The sequence below is a fragment of the Methylobacterium oryzihabitans genome, from assembly GCF_004004555.2.
GTDB classification, from domain to species: domain Bacteria; phylum Pseudomonadota; class Alphaproteobacteria; order Rhizobiales; family Beijerinckiaceae; genus Methylobacterium; species Methylobacterium oryzihabitans.
Genome location: NZ_SACP01000001.1, coordinates 217,292 through 234,282 on the forward strand (window position 1 = coordinate 217,292; position 16,991 = coordinate 234,282).

The window sequence follows — 16,991 nt, forward strand, 5'->3', positions numbered from 1 at the left end:
TCTGCCAACCGCCTCGGCGCCATTTGACAGCGACCGCGCCCGCGACTAACCGGGCGCACTTCAAGAGAAAATCGAGAGGCTTTTCCACCGTGGCCAGACCGGAACTCGGCTTGAAGCGCCAGTGCATGAGCTGCGGCGCCAAGTTCTACGACCTCAGCAGGGATCCTGCCGTGTGCCCGAAATGCGGCACCGTCTATCAGGTCGCGGCCCTGTCCACGACCCGGATCCCGGCCCCGCAGGTCGCCAACCGTCCGGCGCAGGACGACGAGGAGGAAGAGACCAGCGGGCCGGAGATGGTCTCCCTCGACGAGGTCGAGGCCGCCGAGGAGGAGGGCGCCGAGGCCGTGGCCGACGACGACGCCGATGTCGGCGATGCCGGCGGCGACGACGACGACACCTTCCTGGAAGAGGACGAGGAGAGCGGCGACGACGTCTCCGACCTCATCGACGGCGACATCGAGAACGACGAGGAATCGTAGCCGCCGCGCCGTCCCGGCGCGGGCAAGCATCTGATCGGGCAGGCGAATCCGGCCCGGTCACGAAAACTTCGCAGAAACCCCGCCCCGGGGCTTGTGTCCGGACCAAGCCCCTCATATACAGCCGCTCACCGGCGGCGGCGCCCCTCTCGGGGCGCTCCGGCGGTCCCGCGGCGATCCCAAGCGCCGCAGCGGAACCGGGGCCATAGCTCAGTTGGGAGAGCGCTTGAATGGCATTCAAGAGGTCGGCGGTTCGATTCCGCCTGGCTCCACCAACTCTCCTCATCGAGGGTTGAGACGGGTTGCTCCGCAGCCCGTGGGAACATGAGGACCCGCGGCTTCCCCAAGGCCGCGGATGGGTACGGGGTCATAGCTCAGTTGGGAGAGCGCTTGAATGGCATTCAAGAGGTCGGCGGTTCGATTCCGCCTGGCTCCACCATCCTTCCTCGCTCGCTGAATTTCTGAAAGTCGATGGGTCCGGCGCTCACCATCCTCCGCGGGATGGGGTGAGCGCAGGGACGGCAGCCGCCACGGCGCCTGTCCGCTCCCCTACTCCGCCGCCTGCCGCAGCCGCGGCGGCTCCTCGGATTTCGGCGGTGATTCCGCCGGCTTCGCCCCGCGCCCCGACAGCCACGTCGCGAGGTGGTCGAGGTAGATGTAGATCACCGGCGTGGTGAACAGCGTCAGCACCTGACTCACCGCGAGCCCGCCGACCATCGCGTAGCCGAGCGGCTGGCGGATCTCGGCGCCGGTGCCGGTGCCGAACATCAGCGGGATGCCGCCGAGCAGGGCGGCCATCGTGGTCATCAGGATCGGCCGGAAGCGCAGCAGGGCGGCCCGGCGGATCGCCTCCTCGGGGCCGATCCCTTCGGTGCGCTCGGCCACGATCGCGAAGTCGACCAGCATGATGCCGTTCTTCTTCACGATGCCGATCAGCAGGACCACGCCGATCAGCGCGATCAGGCTGAAATCGTAGCCGAAGGCCAGCAGCATCGCGAGCGCCCCGACGCCGGCCGAGGGCAGCGTGGACAGGATCGTCAGCGGGTGGATCAGGCTCTCGTAGAGCACGCCGAGGATCAGGTAGACCACCACCAGGGCGGCGAGGATCAGCAGCGGCACGGTCGCGAGCGATTGCTGGAACGCCTGGGCGGTGCCCTGGAAGCCGGTGGCGAGGGTCGGCGGCACGCCGAGTTCCTTCGCCGCCCGGTCGATCGCCGCCGTCGCCTGCCCGAGCGCCACCCCGGACGCGAGGTTGAAGCTGATCGTCACCGAGGGGAACTGGCCCTGATGGTTGATCGAGAGCGGGCGCACCGGATCGGTGCTCCACGTCGCGAAGGCGGCGAGCGGCACCTGCCCGCCGGTGGTCGGCGACTTCACGTAGATGCTGCGCAGCGAATCGGGCGACGCCTGGAGCGCCGGCAGCACCTCCAGGATGACGTGGTAGCTGTTGAGCTGGGTGAAGTACTGGGCGACCTGCCGCTGTCCGATCGCGTCGTAGAGCGTGTCGTCGATGAGCTGGGGCGTGATGCCGAAGCGCGAGGCGGCGTCGCGGTTGATCGCCAGCGTCAGGGTCGTGCCGCTGGTCTGCTGGTCGGTGGCGACGTCGCGCAGCTCCGGCAGGGTCCTGAGCCTGTCGAGCAGGCGGGGCGACCATGCGTTCAGCTCGTCGAGATTCGGATCCTGGAGCGTGTACTCGAACTGGGTGCGCGAGGCCCGCGCGCCGGTGCGCACGTCCTGCGACGCCTGGAGGAAGACCTTCACGCCCTCCAGACGGTCGAGCTGCGGCCGCAGGCGGCCGATGATCCGGAAGGCGTCGGCCTGCCGCTCGTCGCGGGGCTTGAGCGTGATGAACATCCGGCCCGAATTGAGCGCCTGCCCGCTGCCGCCGATCGACATCGCGACGCTCGCCACGTCGGGGTCGGCCTGGATCACCCGGCCGACCGCCTCCTGGCGCTCCTTCATCGCCGAGAACGAGATGTCCTGCCCGCCCTCGGTGATGCCGACGATCAGGCCGGTATCCTGCTGCGGGAAGAAGCCCTTGGGGATGACGACGAACAGGTACGCGGTGAGCGCCACCGTGGCGAGGAAGCTCAGCAGCGTGACGACGCGGTGGCGCAGGGCGACGTCGAGGGCGGAGGCGTAGGCCGCCAGCAGCCCGTCGAAGACCCGTTCGCTCCAGCGGTACAGCCGGCCGTGGCGCTCCTCGGCCGGGGGCCTGAGCAGGCGTGCCGCCATCATCGGGGTCAGCGACAGCGACACGAAGGCCGAGACGCCGATCGTCATCGACAGCACCACGGCGAATTCGCGGAACAGCCGGCCGATGATGCCGCCCATCAGCAGCAACGGGATCAGCACCGCGATCAGCGAGACCGAGATCGACAGGATGGTGAAGCCGATCTCGCCGGCGCCCCTGAGCGCCGCCTGCATCGGCGCCATCCCTTCCTCGACGTGGCGGGCGATGTTCTCCAGCACCACGATCGCGTCGTCGACCACGAAGCCGACCGCGATGGTCAGCGCCATCAGCGACAGGTTGTCGAGGGTGTAGCCGGCGATCCACATCAGCGCGCAGGCGCCGAGCAGCGCCAGCGGCACCGTCACGCTCGGGATCACCGTCGCCCAGAGCGAGCGCAGGAAGCAGAAGATCACCGCCACGACGAGCGCGATGGTGAGGACCAGGGTGAACTGCACGTCCTCGACCGAGGCCCGGATGGTCTGGGTGCGGTCGCTGAGCGTCTTGACCACCACTCCGGCCGGCAGCGCCGCGGTGATGCGCGGGAGTTCCGCCTTGATCCGATCGACCGTCTCGATGACGTTGGCGCCCGGCTGCTTGAAGATCACCAGGAACACGCCGCGCTGGCCGTTGGCCCAGGCCGCCTGCTTGGCGTCCTCCGGCCCCGCCACCGCGCGGCCGATGTCGCGCACCCGCAGCGGTGCCCCGTTGCGGTAGGCGATGATGACGTCGTTCCAGTCCTTCGCGGCGGTGAGCTGGTCGTTGGCGTAGACCGTGTAGCTGCGGGTGGCGCCGTCGAAATTGCCCTTCGGGTTGTTGACCGTGGTGAGCGAGAGCTGGGTGCGGACGTCCTCCAGCGAGAGGTCCTTCGCCACGAGCTTGGCCGGGTCGATCTGCACCCGGATCGCCGGCTTCTGCTGGCCGCCGATCAGCACCTGGGCGACGCCGGAGATCTGGCTGATGCGCTGGGCGAGCTGGACGTCGGCGGCGTCGTCGACCTCGATCAGCGGCAGGGTGTCGGACGTGGCCGAGAGCAGCAGGATCGGCGAATCGGCCGGGTTCACCTTGCGGTAGGTCGGCGGGCTCGGCAGGGTCTTGGGCAGTTGCCCGCCGGCGGCGTTGATCGCCGCCTGGATGTCGTTGGCTGCGGCGTCGATGTTGCGCGACAGGTCGAACTGCACGGTGATCGACGAGATGCCGAGCGCGCTGGTCGAGGTCATTTGGCTGACCCCGGGGATCTGCGCGAACTGACGCTCCAGCGGCTGCGCCACCGAGGAGGCCATCGTCTCGGGGCTGCCGCCGGGCAACTGCGCCGTGACCTGGATCGTCGGGAAGTCGACCTGCGGCAGCGGCGCCACCCCGAGCAGCGGGTAGGCGACGATTCCGAGGAACAGGATCCCGGCCATGATGAGCGAGGTGGCGACCGGGAAGCGGATGAACCATCCGGACAGGCCGCCTCCGGCCGGGGCGCTCGTTTCCTGCATCCTCAGCGCGCCTCGTCCTGGGCCAGCGCGGCGCTGCCGGCCGGCCGGGTCTCGGCCACCGCCGCGCCCTCCTGCACCCGCGACTGCCCGCGCCAGATCACGGTCTCGCCGGGCGAGAGCCCCTTGAGCACCCGGGTGCGACCGGATTCGGAGCGCCCGACCGCGACCGGCCGCAGCCGCGCCGTCCCGTCCTCGACCACGAAGGCGTAGAGGCCGTTCGGGCCGTGCTGCACGGCGTCGTCCGGCACCGTGACGGCGTCGGCGACGGTGCCGATCCGCATCCGGGTCGAGACCGACAGGCCGGGCCACAGGGCGTGGTCGCGGTTGTCGAACGACGCCTTGAGCCGCACCGTCCCGGTCGCGGTGTCAACCTGGTTGTTGACGAGGTCGAGCCGCCCCTCCGAGAGCCGGGTCCGCCCGTCGGTGCTCCACGCCTCGACCGGGACCGGGCCGGCGGCGAGCGCCCCGGCGATCCCGCGCAATTCGTCCTCCGGCGCCGTGAAGACGACGAAGATCGGCTCGACCTGGGTGATCGTCACGATCGCGGTCTGCTGGGCGGCGGTGACGATGTTGCCGACGTCGATCAGCCGGAACCCGGTCACGCCGGCGATCGGCGCCTGGATCGAGGCGTAGGAGAGCTGCGTCGCGGCGTTGTCGATCGCCGCCTGGTCCGCGGCGATCTGGGCGGTGAGCTGGCTCACCTGGGCGCCCTGGGTGTCGGTCTGCTGGCGCGAAGCGTAGTCGCCGAGCTTGGTGTAGCGCTCGAGGTCGGCCCGGGCGTTCTTCAGGTTGGCCTCGTCCTGGGTCTTCTTCGCCCGCGCCCCGTCGAGGGCGGCCTGATAGGGCCGCGGATCGACCTGGGCCAGGAGGTCGCCCCTGGCCACCACCTGCCCCTCGCGAAAGCCGATCCGCTCGATCGCGCCGTCGACCCGGCTGCGCACCTGCACGGTGTTGTAGGCCTGCACCGTGCCGAGGCCGCCCAGCACCACGCCGAACGGGCCCTGCTCGACCCGGGCGAGCGTCACCGGCACCGGGGCCGGCGCCCGCGCGGCGGGTTTCTCGGCCGGGGCGTGCAGCCGCTGCCAGCCATAGGTTCCCGCGGCGCCTGCCAGCACGGCCGCCAGAATCAGCCACCCGCCGCGGCGTCGCGGCGTTCGGGTTCGTCCTGTTTCCATCGGATGACGTCCGTCCACCAACCTGGATCTCGTCCACGGCGGATCAAGAGCCCTGGCGGGGCTCCGCAGACGATCACCCTGTCACCGGACTGTTTCTGCAATGTTGGCGAGACCTGCGCCGGTCGCCCGGGCGGGCTGCATCAGGGGCACGCTTGGGCGCGCGGCGCCCTATCTTGCGGGAAGCCGGCGCGCGGTGCCGCGCCGGCGCACGGGAGATGATGCCATGATGCACGCCGTTCGCGCCGGCCTCGCCGGCCTTGTCCTGCTCGCGGCCCCCGCCGCCCGGGCCGAGACCCTCACCTTCGCGAGCCCGCTGACCGGCGCGAGCGAGGTGCCGCCGAACACCAGCCCCGGCAAGGGCGAGATCAAGGCGCAGTACGACACGGCAACGAAGACGCTGACGTGGCTCGGCACCTATGCCGGACTGACCGGACCTGTCACCGCGTCCCATTTCCACGGCCCGGCCGAGCCCGGCAAGAATGCCGGCGTGATGGTGCCCGCCCCCGCCGGCGAGAGCCCGTTCTCCGGCACCGCCACCCTCACCGACGCCCAGGCCGCCGAACTCACCGGCGGCCGGGTCTACTTCAACGTCCACACCGCCGCCCATCCGGGCGGCGAGCTGCGCGGGCAGATGGTGAAGGCGCCGTAGCGCCGTCTCCCGCGGGGCGCCCCGCCCTCACCGCATCGCGTCGGCCTTGGCGATCAGCGCCTCGGCCATGCGGATCGACGCGATGTCGATCAACCGGCCGTCGAGCGAGACGGCGCCGCGGCCGGCCTTCGCCGCCTCCTCCATCGCCGCGAGGATGCGGCGGGCCTTGGTCACCTCGGCTTCGCTCGGGGTGAACACCTCGTTGGCGAGTTCGATCTGCGAGGGGTGGATCGCCCACTTGCCCTCGAAGCCGAGCGCGGCGCAGCGCTTGGCCGCCGAGCGGTAGCCGTCGGGATCGGAGAAGTCGCCGAACGGGCCGTCGATCGGGCGCAGGCCGTAGGCCCGGCAGGCGACCAGCATCCGGTTCTGGGCGAACAGCCACGGGTCCTGCCAGTGGGTTTCGCGCCGGCCCTCGGCATCCTTGTCGGTGAGCACGGAGAAGTCCGGGTTGACGCCGCCGATCACCGTCGAGCGCGCCCGGGTCGAGGCGGCGTAGTCGGCGACGCCGAACGACATCGCCTCCAGGCGCTTCGAGGACTGGGCGATCGCCTCGACGTTGGCCATGCCGAGCGCGGTCTCGATCAGCACCTCGAAGCCGATCCGCTTCTTGCGCTTCTTGGCCTGCTCGATCTGCGTCACCAGCACGTCGATGGCGTAGACGTCCGCCGGCACGCCGACCTTCGGGATCAGGATCATGTCGAGGCGCGGGCACGCCTCCACGATGTCGACCACGTCGCGGTACATGTAGTGGGTGTCCAGCCCGTTGATGCGGATCATCATCGTCTTCGACCCCCAGTCGAGGTCGTTGAGCGCCTGGACGATGTTCTTGCGCGCCTGCTCCTTGTCGTCGGGCGCGACCGCGTCCTCGAGGTCGAGGAAGATCACGTCGGCGGCCGATTGCGCCGATTTCTCCATGAAGGTCGGGTTGGAGCCGGGCACGGCCAGCTCGGAGCGGTGCAGCCGGGCGGTGGCCTGTTGGATCAGGGTGAAGCTCATCGGGGTTCCTCCAGGTGACGGATGCGGCGTTCGGGGCCGGATCGCACGGTGACGGATATGGGGCGGGTGTGGCGGGGAGACGTGGGGCGGACCCTCCCCCCTTTGCGGGCTCGCAGATTCACACAACGGGTAGTGCGGGTTCTCCTCGCCCCGCTTGCGGGGAGAGGCCTTCGTCCCCCTCGTTGGGGGCGAAGGGAGCCCGCAGGGCGAGGGTGAGGGGGCGAGGCCGGAAGAGGCTCCTCCGGCCTCGCCCCCTCACCCTCGGCTGCCGCCTCGCTCAGCCGACGACAAGATCGGCAGAGCCCTCTCCCCGCAAGCGGGGCGAGGAGAGATCCCGCCTCTCTCGGGAAGGTGTGAATGCTGTAGCCCGCAGAGGGGGGAGGGTCGGGCGCTGCGCCCTCACCCCGTCGCCCCGAACCCGACCGCCGTGCAGTTGATCGACAGGAGCAGGGCCGACTTCAGCGCCTCGCGGCGGGCCGGATCCTCCTCGCGGCGGAAGCGGCGCAGCAGTTCGACCTGCTCGCGGCTCACCTGATCGATCACCGGCAGCCGCTTTTGGAGCCGGGCGCGGTATTGGGGGAAGCGTTCCGCCACCGTGGCGTCGCCGCTGACCCGGCACACCATCGCGCAGGTGAGGTGGTACTCGGCCTCGATCATGGGAAAGATCGCGTCGCGGACCCCGGCGTCCTCGACCAGCCCGGCGAAGTCGCGGGCGATGGCGAGATCGACGGTGAGCAGCGTCTTCTCGACCTCGTCGAGGATGAGCCGAAGCAGGCACGACTCCGCGAACATCCGCCGCAGCAGCGCCTCGCCGGCCTCGCCCCGCACCTCGAGAAAACTCTGGAGCGCGCTGCCGACGCCGTACCAGCCGGTGATGACGTGGCGGTTCTGCGCCCAGGCGAACACCCACGGGATCGCCCGCAGGTCGGCGAGGCTGCGGGCGCCGAAGCGCCGGGCCGGGCGCGAGCCGATGTTGAGCAGCGCGATCTCGTCGAGCGGGCTCGCGGCGCCGAAATAGGTCACGAGGTCCGGGTGCGCGATCAGCTTGACGTAGGCCGCCCGCGAGGCGCCCGACAGGGCTTCGAGCGCGTCGTCGAAGTCCGGCCGCGGCTCCCGGTCCCGCTCCGAGGTCAGCGCGTGGGCGAGCACCGAGGATGCCAGGAGTTCCATCTGGTAGGCGGCGGTGCCGCGGTTGGCGTACTTGAACGACACCACCTCGCCCTGCTCGGTGGTGCGGAACCGGCCGCGGATCGAGCCCGGCGGCTGGGCCGCGATCGCCCGCGCGGTCGGGGCGCCGCCGCGGCTGACCGAGCCGCCGCGGCCGTGGAAGAACGCGATCGGCACGCCGGCCGCCTCGCCGACTGCGGTCAGCCGGGCCTGAGCCTTCGCCAGCTCCCAGTTCGCCGCGACGTAGCCGCCGTCCTTGTTCGAGTCGGAATACCCGATCATCACCTCCTGGACCCCGCCCTGCCAGCGGGTCGAGCGGCGCACCACCGGCACGGCGAGCAATTCGCGCATGATCGCCGGGGCGGCGCGCAGGTCGTCGATGGTCTCGAACAGCGGCACCACCGGCAGCGGGCAGATCTCGACCCCGGCGGCGTCGAGGAACAGCCCGGCTTCCTTCGCCAGCAGGTAGACGCCGAGGATGTCGGCGACCGAGTGGGTCATCGACAGCACGAAGGCGCCGAACGCCTCGCGGTCGAGGTCCTGGCGCATCGCCCCGACGAGGGCGAAGGTCTCCAGCGTCTCGCGCGCCTCGTCGGGCAGCGCCTGGAACGAGCGGGCGCCCTCCCGCGGCCGGGCCAGTTCGGCGTCGAGCCAGGCGCGCCAGACCGGCGAATCGACGTCGGGCGCCGGCGCGTCGTCGCCGTGGCCGAGCGCCCACAGCGCCTGGAGCGCCCGGGTGGTGCGGGTGGTGTTCTCGCGGATGTCGAGGCGCACGGTCGAGAAGCGGAAGATCTCGACCATCCGCCGCACCGGCCGCACGAGGTCGGTGGCGAGCGACGGGCAGCGCGCCGCGGCGAGCCCCTGCTCCAGCACCCGCAGGTCCGTGATGAGGCTGTCGGCGTCGGAATAGTCCGGCGCACCGGTGATGGCGTCGCCCTCGTTGCGGGCGATCGTCGCCTCCAGCCGGCGCTGGATGCAGGTGAGGAACTGGCGGTAGGGCTCGCCGGGATTGCGCCGGGCGATGCCGCGGGGATCGCCGCTCACTGCGAGCCGCTGTTCCAGCTCGGCCCGGAAGGTCTCGGGCACCCGCAGCGAGCGCTCGGTGATCGACAGGGTGCGGCCGAGCGCCGTGACGCCGTCGCGGTAGCGGCGCAGGCTGGCGAGCGCGTTGCGGCGCAGGGTGGCGCGGGTGACGGCGGCGGTGACGAACGGGTTGCCGTCGCGGTCGCCGCCGATCCACGAGCCGAACTGGAAGAAGGCCGGCACCTCGAAGGTCTCGTCGGGATAATGCGCCCGCAGGCTCTCCTCCAGGGAGACCAGCACCTCCGGCAGCATCTCGAACAGCGTCTCGTCGAAGAAGTGCAGCCCCCAGGCGACCTCCTGCTCGACGCTCGGCTTCTCGAGGTGGAGTTCGCCGGTCATCCAGACCAGCTCGATCTGGTCGCGCAGGTCGGCCATCAGGGCGGTGCGCTCGCGCTCGGTCCAGCGCGGCAGTTCGAGTTCGCGCAGCAGCAGGTAGATCCGGCGGAATTTTTCCAGCACCGTGACGCGCTTGGCCTCGGTCGGGTGCGCCGTCAGGGTCGGGCGGATGCGCAGGGTCTTGAGCAGGGCGTGGATCTCGCCGGCCGGGATGCGGCGGCGCACCGCCTCGGCGAGCACGGCGCTGAACGAGCCGGTGAGGGCGTCGCGGCCCTGCCCGCGCTCGATCTGCCGGCGCCGGCGCATGGCGGTGTTCTGCTCGGCGATGGAGATGAGCTGGAACCAGATCCCCTGGACCTGGAGGGCGCGGGCCATCAGCTCGGGCGACATGCCCGAGATGTTGGCCCGTCCGTGCAGCACCGCCTCCAGTTCCGGCTCGTGGCGCCGGCACACGTCGAGGAGCGAGACGAACAGGATGTCGGTGGCCTCCCGCGAGGAGGTGCCGGTGATGACCGGCGGCGCGAAGGCGAGGTCGAGCGCGGGCATCTGCATGGTCGGGATTCCCGTGTGGCGGGATGCATGGAACGCCGGGGGCGGCGTGACCCTCCCCCCTCAGCGCAGGGCTGTCCGGGGAAGGGAGCGCGCGGGATTTCTCCTCTCCCCGCGGGCGGGGAGAGGACTGCGGACCCCTTGTCGGGTCCGCAGTGAGCGCAGGCGCAAGCCGGAGCGAGGGTGAGGGGGTGGTGCCGGAGGAGTCTCTTCCGGAAACACCCCCTCACCCTCGCGGCGATCCTGACGGATCGCGCTTGCTGCATCTCCTGAACGGAGACGCAGCCCTCTCCCCGCCCGCGGGGAGAGGGGAAACCCGCGCTATTCATCTCCCCGGACAACCCTGCGCAGTGGGGGGAGGATTTGACTGCGACGGCAGCGTCACGCCGCCTTGCGGCGGGTCGCCATCACCTCGGCCATGGTGGTGCCGAACTCGCCCGGGCTCGGCGCCACGGTGAGGCCGTAGGAGCGCATGATCTCCGCCTTCTCGGCGGCGCTGTCGCCGGCGGCCGAGATGATCGCGCCGGCATGTCCCATCCGGCGGCCCTTCGGGGCGGTGAGGCCGGCGACGAAGCCGACCACCGGCTTCGACATGTTGTCCCGGATCCAGGCCGCGGCCTCGGCCTCCTGCGGGCCGCCGATCTCGCCGATCATCAGCACCGCGTCGGTGTCCGGGTCGGCCTCGAACAGCGCGAGGTGGTCGAGGAACGACGAGCCGTTGATCGGGTCGCCGCCGATGCCGACCGAGGTCGAGATGCCCAGCCCCACCGCCTTCATCTGCGAGGCGGCCTCGTAGCCGAGCGTGCCGGAGCGCGAGATCACCCCGATATTGCCCTTGAGGTAGATGTGGCCGGGCATGATGCCGAGCATCGATTGGCCCGGCGAGATGATGCCGGCGCAGTTCGGGCCGACCACCATCGAGCGGCGCTCCTTGGGGTAGCGCTTGAGGTAGCGCTTGACCCGCATCATGTCCTGGGCCGGGATGCCGTCGGTGATCGAGCAGATCAGCCGGATGCCGGCGTCGGCTGCCTCCATGATCGCGTCGGCGGCGAAGGGCGGCGCCACGAAGGTGATGCTGGTGGTGGCGCCGGTCTCCCGCACCGCGTCCTTCACGGTGTTGAAGACCGGGATGCCGAGATGGCTGCGCCCGCCCTTGCCCGGCGTGACGCCGCCGACGACCTTGGAACCGTATTCCAGCATCTCCTTGGCGTGAAAGCTGCCCTTGTCGCCGGTGATGCCCTGGACCAGGATCGGGGTCGTCTCGTCGATCAGGATGCTCATGGCGTCGCTCCTCAGTGGGTCGTGCGCGCGGCTTCCACCGCGCGGACCGCCTTCTCGGCGGCCTCGGTCAGGGTGTCGGCGGTGATGAGGTCGAGACCGCTCTTCTCCAGGATCGCCTTGCCGGCCTCGACGTTGGTGCCGGCGAGCCGGACCACCAGCGGCACGCCGATCTTCACCTCCTGCGCCGCCTGGACGACGCCCTGGGCGATCCAGTCGCAGCGGTTGATGCCCGCGAAGATGTTGACGAGGATCGCCTTCACGTTCGGGTCGGACAGGACCAGCCGGAACGCGGTGGCGACGCGCTGGGGCGAGGCGCCGCCGCCGACGTCCAGAAAGTTCGCCGGCTCGCCGCCGGCATGCTTGATCATGTCCATCGTCGCCATGGCGAGGCCGGCGCCGTTGACGATGCAGCCGATCTCGCCGTCGAGGCCGATGTAGTTGAGGTTGTGCTCGGCGGCCTGGGCCTCGCGCGGGTCGCTCTGCGACGGGTCGTGCATGTCGGCGATGGCGCGACGCCGGAACAGCGCGTTGTCGTCGAACGACATCTTGGCGTCGAGCGCCAGCACCCGGTCGTCCTTGGTGACGACGAGGGGGTTGATTTCCAGCATCGTCGCGTCGCAGTCGCGAAACGCCCGGTAGGCGCTCATGATCGTCTTCACGGCGCCGCCGACCTGCTTGATGTCGAGGCCGAGCTGGAACGCGAGTTCGCGCGCCTCGAACTGCTGCAGGCCGACCGCCGGCTCGACCACGACCTGAAGCAGCGCCTCCGGCTCGGTGGCGGCGATCTCCTCGATGTCCATGCCGCCGCGCTGGCTGGCGATGACCCGCACCCGCTCGGCCTTCCGATCGAGGACGAAGCCGAGATACAGCTCGCGGTCGAACGGGTCGGCGGTCTCGATGTAGACCCGCTGCACCGGCTTGCCCTCGGGGCCCGTCTGGTGGGTGACGAGGCGGCGACCGAGCAGGTCCTTGGCCGCGTCGCGGACCTCGTTGTAGGTCTTGCACAGCCGGATCCCGCCGGCCTTGCCGCGGGCGCCGGCATGGATCTGGGCCTTCACCGCCCAGTGCCAGCCGCCGAGTTCGGTCGCGGCGTAGACCGCCTGATCCGGGCTGAACGCCACCGCGCCCTTCGGGATCGGCACGCCGAAGCTCGCGAGCAGTTCCTTGGCCTGGTACTCGTGGACGTCCATGGATGCCTCCTCGTGTGATTGGCCGATCGTTCGCCCCACGATGCGGGAGTCGGTGTCGACCGGGACTTGTTCGATGCCGTTTCGAGGGTGTCGTCGGGTCGGCACCCCTTTCCCGGACGACTGAAACGCAGTGGAAGGAGATCCGGGATCCAGCACAATAAGTCGCGAAGCGTCCCTATCGAACAACAGTGCCGGCAGACTGAGCCGCTTCTCGGCGCTTCTTTCGCTGGATCCCGGATCTCCTTCCGCTGACGCTTCAGTCGTCCGGGAAAAGGGCGGAGATCCTTTCGCGGACGGGGTTGCCCACTCGCGCTGCTGCCCCTAGCCGACCGGGCAAAGCTTCCCCGTTCCCGGGGCGCAGAGCGTCCCGGGTCGATTGTCGGTACAGTCCGGATCGGGTGGCGGACAGTGAAAGACCTGTCCGCCCCGTCCCGAACTCAGACCAGCTTGTTCTTCACGACCGCGTAGGTCGTCTCGTTGAGATCGCCCGCACCGGCGAGCAGATCCTCGAGTTCGTCGAGGCGCGACTGCGCGAAGGCGCGGTCCTCGATCGCCTTGGCGTTCACGTAGACGTTGAGGGCGGCGCTGCGCAGGCCGGCATGGGCCGACAGCACGGCGACGCCGGCATCGCTGATGACGTTGAGGTTGCCCTTGTCGGCGACGATCTCGGCGAGGTCGATCACCGCCCGGCAGGCCCGGCAGCAGGCGAGCGGCACGTCGGTCGCCTGCCGGAGCGCCACCTGGATCGCGGCGGCGCGGGCCGTCTTCTCGTCGTCGGTGCCCTTCGGCAGGCCGTAGGCGCCCATCACCGCGTCGAAGGCGGCGACGTCCTCGGCGATCATCCCGGTGAGCGCCGCCCGTAGGTCCTCGGCCCGGGCCAGGACCTGCCGCAGCTCGTCCTCGACCGCGGCGTACTTCTTCTTGCCGATGGTGAGGTTGCACACCATCGAGACGAGGGCCGCCCCCATGGCGCCGGAGATCGCCGCCGCGCCGCCGCCGCCGGGCGTCGGCTGGGCGCTGGCGAGGCCGTCGAGGAAGTGTCCGATGGTTTCCATCGGCGTCGTGTCGGTCGTCATCACGCCATCTCTTTCGCGAGCGCGTAGATCTCCTCGGCGTCGAGGACCGACTCGGTGCTCTCGAACAGCCGGGCGACGCAGGCGCGGTGCAGCTTGAGCTTCAGACCGCCGATGCCGAGCGCCCCGAACACCCGCTTGCCGTGACGCTCCTTGCCCTTGTCGGTCGCCTCGATGCCGCCGAAGCCGAGCGGCGGCTGGGCGTTGTAGTCGGCGAGGAAACGCAGGGCCGGCTCGTCGCGCCACTGCGCCTCGGGCAGCAGTTCGAGCCCGATCGCCCCGGCCGCGAACGCGACGTCGGCGCCCTTCACCGCGGCGGCGCGGGACTCCGCATCCGGCGTCTCCCGGGCCTCGACGGCGACGCCGAAGCGCGTCTCGATCGCCCGGGCGGCCTCCTCGGCCTTGGCCCGGGAGCGGCCGGTGAGCACGACGCTGGCGCCCTCGCGGGCGAGCAGCGCCGCCGAGCGCATCCCGACCGGGCCGGTGCCGGCGAGCACCACGGCGCGGCTGCCCTTGAGCGAGCCGGCGGCCTTGGCGACCAGCGCGACGCCCGCCGCCGCGGTGGTGTTGGAGCCGTTGGAATCGAGCATCGAGGAGACGCGGAACGGCCCGAAGAACCGCTTCTGCACCGCCGCGAACACCGCCTCGCCGGCCGCCATGTTGCCGCCGCCGACGAAGATCGCCGTCGATTTCTTCTCGGAGCCGCCGCGGGTGTAGATCGTGCCGTCGACCAGCGCGCCGACGCTCTCGGGCGTCACGTTGCCGTAGCCGGCGATGTTGTCGGCGCCGCCGTCGTAGCCGACGACCGTGTCGAACACGCTCGGGACCGGGTCGGTGTCGAACAGGAAAAGCAGTTTTTTCATGGCATCCTCTGCCTGCCGGGGCCCAGGGCGGGACCGCCCGGCCTCTGTCTCGCACGGCGGCCGGCTACTCGACCACGTTGACGGGTTGGCCGGCGACGAAGGCCTCGATGTTGTCGACCACCTGATCGGCCAGGATCTGCATCGCCTCCTTGCTCGCCCAGGCGACGTGCGGGGTGACGATGAGGTTCGGCAGGTCGAGGTCGAGCAGCACGTTGCCCTCGACCGGCGGCTCGGTGGTGAGCACGTCGAACCCCGCCCCGCCGATGGTGCCGCTCTGGAGCGCCTCGGCGAGCGCCGCCTCGTCGACGAGGCCGCCGCGGGCGGTGTTGATGAGGATCGCGTCGCGCTTCATCCTGGCGAGCTCGGCCCGCCCGATCATGTTGCGGGTCTCCGGCGTCAGCGGCGCGTGCAGGGTGATGACGTCGCTCTCGCGCAGGATGGTGTCGAGATCGACCAGTCCGTCCTGGGGAAACACGTCGTAGGCCAGCACCTTCATGCCGAGCGCCTCGCCGCGCTTCGCGATCGACTTGCCGAGCGCCCCGTAGCCGACGATGCCGAGCGTCGAGCCGGCGATGTCGCGGATCGGGTAGTCGAAGTAGCAGAACTGCCGCGACCGGTTCCAATCGCCGCGCCGGGTCGAGTTCGCGTAGGGGACGATCGCCCGCCGCAGGGCGAAGATCAGCCCGACCACGTGCTCGGGCACGGTGTTGAAGGCGTAGTTGCGGATGTTGACGACGGTGATGCCCTGTTCCTTCGCCGCCGCCTTGTCGACGATGTCGGTGCCGGTGGCCGCGACCGCGATCAGCTTCAGCTTCGGCAGTTGCCGCAGGGTCTCGGCCCGCATCGGCACCTTGTTGACGACGGCGATGTCGGCGTCCTTCAGGCGCTCGACGATCTCGCCCGGCGCGGTCACGTCGTATTCCCGGTACTCGTGCGGGAAGCCGGGCGCCCTCAAGCGGGCGTCCAGCGTTTCTCGGTCGAGGAAGACGATACGATGCGACATCGGTTCTGGCTCCGGCCGGGCCGACGACGGCCCGTTCGCGACAGCATCAGGTTGCGGGCCACGGGTCCAGAGCGGATCCGCGGCCCGTCCCCGCCTCATCAGGCCGCCGCGCGCTGTTCGGCCGTCTGCGTCGCGCCGCGGAAGTGGGTCTGCGCCGCCGCGACGCCGCTGCCCGGCTGGACCTGGATGCCGGCGTCGCACATCGCCATCTCGGCCCCGGCCAGCGCCCCGAGCAGCATCAGCTCGTTGAGGTCGCCGAGATGGCCGATGCGGAAGAGCTTGCCGGCGACCTTCGACAGGCCGGCGCCGAGCGCCATGTTGTAGCGGCGATAGGCGATGTCGATCACCTCGGCGCCGTTGATGCCCTCCGGCACCATGATGGCGCTCACCGTGTCCGAGTTCCACTTCGGGTCCTGGGCGCACAGGGTCAGGCCCCAGGCCTTCACCGCCGCCCGAGTGCCGTCGGCGAGGAAGCGGTGGCGGGCGAAGACCTGCTCCAGCCCCTCCTCGAACAGGCACCGCATCGATTCGCGCAGGCCGTAGAGCAGCGGCAGCGCCGGCGTGTAGGGGAAGTAGCCGGTGGCGTTGGCCTTGGCCTGGTCGGCGAAATCGAAGTAGCAGCGCCGGCACTCGGCGGTCTTGGCGGCGGCGAGCGCCCGCGGGCTGACGCAGACGATGCCGAGGCCGGCCGGCAGCATCAGGCCCTTCTGCGAGCCGGTGATGGCGCAGTCGACGCCCCATTCGGAGGCCCGGAAGTCGATGCTGCCGATCGACGACACGCCGTCGACGTAGAGCATCGCCGGGTGGCCGGCGGCGTCGATCGCCCGGCGCACGGCGCCGACGTCGCTGGTGACGCCGGTGGCGGTCTCGTTGTGGACGACCAGCACCGCCTTGATCCGGTGCTCGCGGTCGGCGCGCAGGGCCTCCTCGATCCGGTCGGGATCGGCGCCGCGGCCCCATTCCTCGTCCTGGACCTCGACGTCGAGCCCGACCCGCTGGGCGAGGTCGATCCACAGGGTGCTGAACTGGCCGAAGCGCGAGGCCAGGACCTTGTCGCCGGGCGACAGGGTGTTGGTCAGCGCCGCCTCCCAGGCGCCGGTGCCGCTCGACGGGAAGATGAAGACCTGTCCGTCGCGGGACTTGAAGACCTTCTTCAGGTCCTCGAACAGCGGCAGGGTCAGTTCGGGGAAGGACGACGAGCGGTGGTCCTCCATCGGCACCACCATCGCGCGCTGGACCCGGTCCGGCACGTTGGTCGGGCCCGGCACGAAGAGGAAGTTGCGGCCCGGCCGACGCGATCCTGCCCAGGGAGCTGCCATGGTGTCCTCCAAAGATCCTGTCTCGTGGCCCGCGCCCGGGATGGGGCGGCGGGAGGGTGACCGGGGGGCCGGCGCGGCGGCGATCCGCCGGCCGTCGTACCCCTCGTGTCCGCGGCG

At 70.6% G+C, this 16,991-nt stretch carries 12 protein-coding genes and 2 tRNA genes; 4 read left to right on the forward strand and 10 right to left on the reverse strand.

Going from position 1 to position 16,991, the window contains the following annotated elements; all coding sequences use genetic code 11:
* Positions 1-89 precede the first annotated feature (89 nt).
* From EOE48_RS00980 to EOE48_RS00990, 3 genes are all read left to right on the forward strand, one after another.
* Positions 90-479 (forward strand): TIGR02300 family protein, encoded by a 390-nt coding sequence (locus EOE48_RS00980; protein ID WP_127726899.1) that lies wholly within the window; start codon positions 90-92, stop codon positions 477-479.
* 196 nt (positions 480-675) lie between these two features.
* A tRNA-Ala gene (locus EOE48_RS00985) sits at positions 676-751 on the forward strand.
* A gap of 88 nt (positions 752-839) precedes the next feature.
* Positions 840-915: transfer RNA gene (locus tag EOE48_RS00990), tRNA-Ala, on the forward strand.
* A 110-nt stretch (positions 916-1,025) separates the two neighbouring features.
* Here the strand turns inward: EOE48_RS00990 and EOE48_RS00995 are convergent.
* Together EOE48_RS00995 and EOE48_RS01000 are read right to left on the reverse strand one after the other, a co-directional pair.
* Positions 1,026-4,190, reverse strand: a complete 3,165-nt coding sequence (locus EOE48_RS00995; RefSeq protein ID WP_127726900.1) for an efflux RND transporter permease subunit — start codon at positions 4,188-4,190, stop codon at positions 1,026-1,028.
* 2 nt (positions 4,191-4,192) lie between these two features.
* Entirely contained in the window at positions 4,193-5,365 is a 1,173-nt protein-coding gene (locus EOE48_RS01000) for an efflux RND transporter periplasmic adaptor subunit (protein ID WP_127726901.1), read from the reverse strand.
* 223 nt (positions 5,366-5,588) lie between these two features.
* Here EOE48_RS01000 and EOE48_RS01005 point away from each other — a divergent pair, with 223 nt between their 5' ends.
* On the forward strand, positions 5,589-6,014 hold the full coding sequence (locus EOE48_RS01005; protein ID WP_127726902.1) for a CHRD domain-containing protein: 426 nt from the start codon (positions 5,589-5,591) through the stop codon (positions 6,012-6,014).
* A gap of 27 nt (positions 6,015-6,041) precedes the next feature.
* Here the strand turns inward: EOE48_RS01005 and EOE48_RS01010 are convergent, their stop codons facing one another.
* From EOE48_RS01010 to EOE48_RS01045, 8 genes are all read right to left on the reverse strand, one after another.
* The gene (locus EOE48_RS01010; RefSeq protein ID WP_127726903.1) at positions 6,042-7,010 is read right to left on the reverse strand and encodes an HpcH/HpaI aldolase/citrate lyase family protein; all 969 of its coding nucleotides are present in this window, start codon (positions 7,008-7,010) and stop codon (positions 6,042-6,044) included.
* Positions 7,011-7,409: 399 nt separating this feature from the next.
* Entirely contained in the window at positions 7,410-10,148 is a 2,739-nt protein-coding gene (locus EOE48_RS01015) for a phosphoenolpyruvate carboxylase (protein ID WP_127726904.1), read from the reverse strand.
* Positions 10,149-10,526: 378 nt separating this feature from the next.
* Entirely contained in the window at positions 10,527-11,426 is a 900-nt protein-coding gene (gene sucD / locus EOE48_RS01020) for a succinate--CoA ligase subunit alpha (protein WP_127726905.1), read from the reverse strand.
* 11 nt (positions 11,427-11,437) lie between these two features.
* Positions 11,438-12,616 (reverse strand): malate--CoA ligase subunit beta, encoded by a 1,179-nt coding sequence (locus EOE48_RS01025; protein WP_127726906.1) that lies wholly within the window; start codon positions 12,614-12,616, stop codon positions 11,438-11,440.
* Positions 12,617-13,053: 437 nt separating this feature from the next.
* Complete coding sequence (gene fchA, locus EOE48_RS01030) at positions 13,054-13,692, reverse strand: methenyltetrahydrofolate cyclohydrolase (RefSeq protein ID WP_187371281.1); 639 nt, start codon at positions 13,690-13,692, stop codon at positions 13,054-13,056.
* Positions 13,692-14,552: an NADP-dependent methylenetetrahydromethanopterin/methylenetetrahydrofolate dehydrogenase gene (locus tag EOE48_RS01035; protein ID WP_127726907.1), complete on the reverse strand. Its 861-nt coding sequence runs from the start codon at positions 14,550-14,552 to the stop codon at positions 13,692-13,694. Before EOE48_RS01035 ends, fchA begins: the two co-directional genes overlap by 1 nt.
* A gap of 64 nt (positions 14,553-14,616) precedes the next feature.
* Positions 14,617-15,555 carry a D-2-hydroxyacid dehydrogenase gene (locus EOE48_RS01040; protein WP_127726908.1) on the reverse strand — a complete coding sequence of 313 codons (939 nt, stop codon included), beginning with the start codon at positions 15,553-15,555 and terminating at the stop codon, positions 14,617-14,619.
* A gap of 98 nt (positions 15,556-15,653) precedes the next feature.
* Positions 15,654-16,874, reverse strand: a complete 1,221-nt coding sequence (locus tag EOE48_RS01045) for an aminotransferase class V-fold PLP-dependent enzyme (protein WP_127726909.1) — start codon at positions 16,872-16,874, stop codon at positions 15,654-15,656.
* Positions 16,875-16,991: the final 117 nt, after the last annotated feature.